General features: G+C 69.4%; 1 protein-coding gene. It reads left to right on the forward strand.

The features are described from left to right. On the forward strand, positions 1 to 1,994 hold a 1,994-nt coding region (locus ABD901_RS58415; RefSeq protein WP_345144993.1), incomplete at both ends, for a condensation domain-containing protein.

A 1,994-nucleotide genomic window follows, 5' to 3' on the forward strand; every position in this document is an offset into this window, starting at 1 on the left:
ACGACACCCGCCTGATCGCCTACGTCGTCACCACCGGCGACCTGCCACCCGCCGACGAACTCCGCACCTTCCTGCGCAGCACACTGACAGACCATCAGATCCCGTCAATCTTCATCGAACTCGCCGCACTACCGACCAACGCCAACGGCAAACTCGACCGCAACGCCCTGCCCGCACCCGACACCAGCCGCCCCGAACTATCCGGCGGCTACCAACCCCCCAGAACCGCCACCGAAGAAGTCCTCACCGGCATCTGGGCCGACCTCCTCGACCTCGACCGCGTCGGCATCACCGACAACTTCTTCGACCTCGGCGGCCACTCCCTGCTCGCCACCCAAGCCATCACCCGCACCCGCACCGCTCTCAACACCCAACTGCCGGTCGCCGCGCTCTTCGACAACCCAACCGTCGCCACCCTCGCCGCCGCCGTCGATGCCACCACCACCGACCCGGCCACGCCCCCGATCACGCCCACCGATCGCAACCGGCCGCTGCCGCTGTCCTTCGCCCAGCAGCGGCTGTGGTTCCTCGATCAGCTCGAGCCGGGCTCTTCGGAGTACAACCTCTCGGCCTTCGTCGTTTTCGACGGACCGGTCGATCCGGCGGTGCTGGCCGCGGCGCTGACCGCGCTCGTCGAGCGTCACGAGATTCTGCGCACCCGTCTGGCGATCGGCCCGGACGGCGTCGCGTCGCAGATCGTCGACCCGCCGGCGCCCGTCCCGCTCGCGACGGCCGACACATTCGGCGAAGAGCGGCCGTTCGATCTGGCCGAGGGCCCCCTGCTCCGTGCCACCCTCGTCCGCAGCGTCCTGATGCTGTCGATGCACCACACCATCTGCGATGAATGGTCCATTAACGTTCTTCGATCAGAGGTCCGCGCTTTGTACGCCGCGTTCGCCGCCGGATCGCCGAACCCGCTGCCGCCGCTGCCGATCCAGTACGCCGACTACGCCGCCTGGCAGCGCCAGTGGTTCACCGGCCGGCTCCGCGACGCGCAGCTGGAGTACTGGCGCGCGCAGCTCGCCGACCCGCCGGTGCTGAACCTGCCGACCGACCGCCCGCGCCCGGCGGTGCGCTCCTCCGACGGCGGGCTCGTGCATTTCAGCATCCCGGCCCCGGTGACCGCCGACCTGCGGGCCTTGTCCCGCCGCAACGGCACCACCATGTTCATGACCCTCCTCGCCGTGTACACGGTCCTGCTGCACCATCACACCGGCCAGGACGACCTGATCGTCGGGACCCCGATCGCCAACCGCAACCATCCCGACACCGAGCCGCTGATCGGACTGTTCGTCAACACCCTCGCGCTGCGGACCCGGCTCGACGACGACCCCACCTTCACCGAATTGCTGAGCCGGGTGCGCGCCACGGCCCTGAACGCCTACACCAACGCGGAGCTTCCCTTCGAGCAGCTCGTGCACCAGTTCGTCCGCGACCGGGACCGTTCACGCACGCCACTGGTCCAGACCGTCTTCATGTACATCACCCGCGAGGTCGCGGCCGCCGAGCAGGACAGCCGACAGGGCGACGCGCCGGCGCGGATGGATCTGACGCTGGCCGTCAGCGAGGCCGACGACGGGTTGAACGGATCGCTGGGGTACAGCCGCGCCCTGTTCGACGAGGCCACCATCGAGCGGATGGCCGGGCACCTGACGACGCTCGTGGAGCGGCTGGCCGCCACGCCGGACGTGCCGGTGTCGCAGGTCCCGTTCCTGACCCCGCAGGAGGAGCGGCGGCTGCGCGAGCTGAACGAGACGCACGTCGACCTGTCCGGCGCCGCGCCCGTCCACGAACTGTTCGCGGCCCGGGCGCAGACGCACCCGGACTCGATCGCGGTGATCTGCGGGGAAAAGACCCTCACCTATGCCGAGCTGTTTGAGCGTGCTGTGCGGTTGTCGGGTCATCTGCGGGGCTTGGGGGTCGGTGCGGAATCGGTCGTCGGGCTGTGCCTGGAACGCGGCAACGACGTAGTCGTGTCGATGCTGGCGGTGTGG

The sequence above is a fragment of the Dactylosporangium darangshiense genome (assembly GCF_039537565.1).
GTDB classification, from domain to species: domain Bacteria; phylum Actinomycetota; class Actinomycetes; order Mycobacteriales; family Micromonosporaceae; genus Dactylosporangium; species Dactylosporangium darangshiense.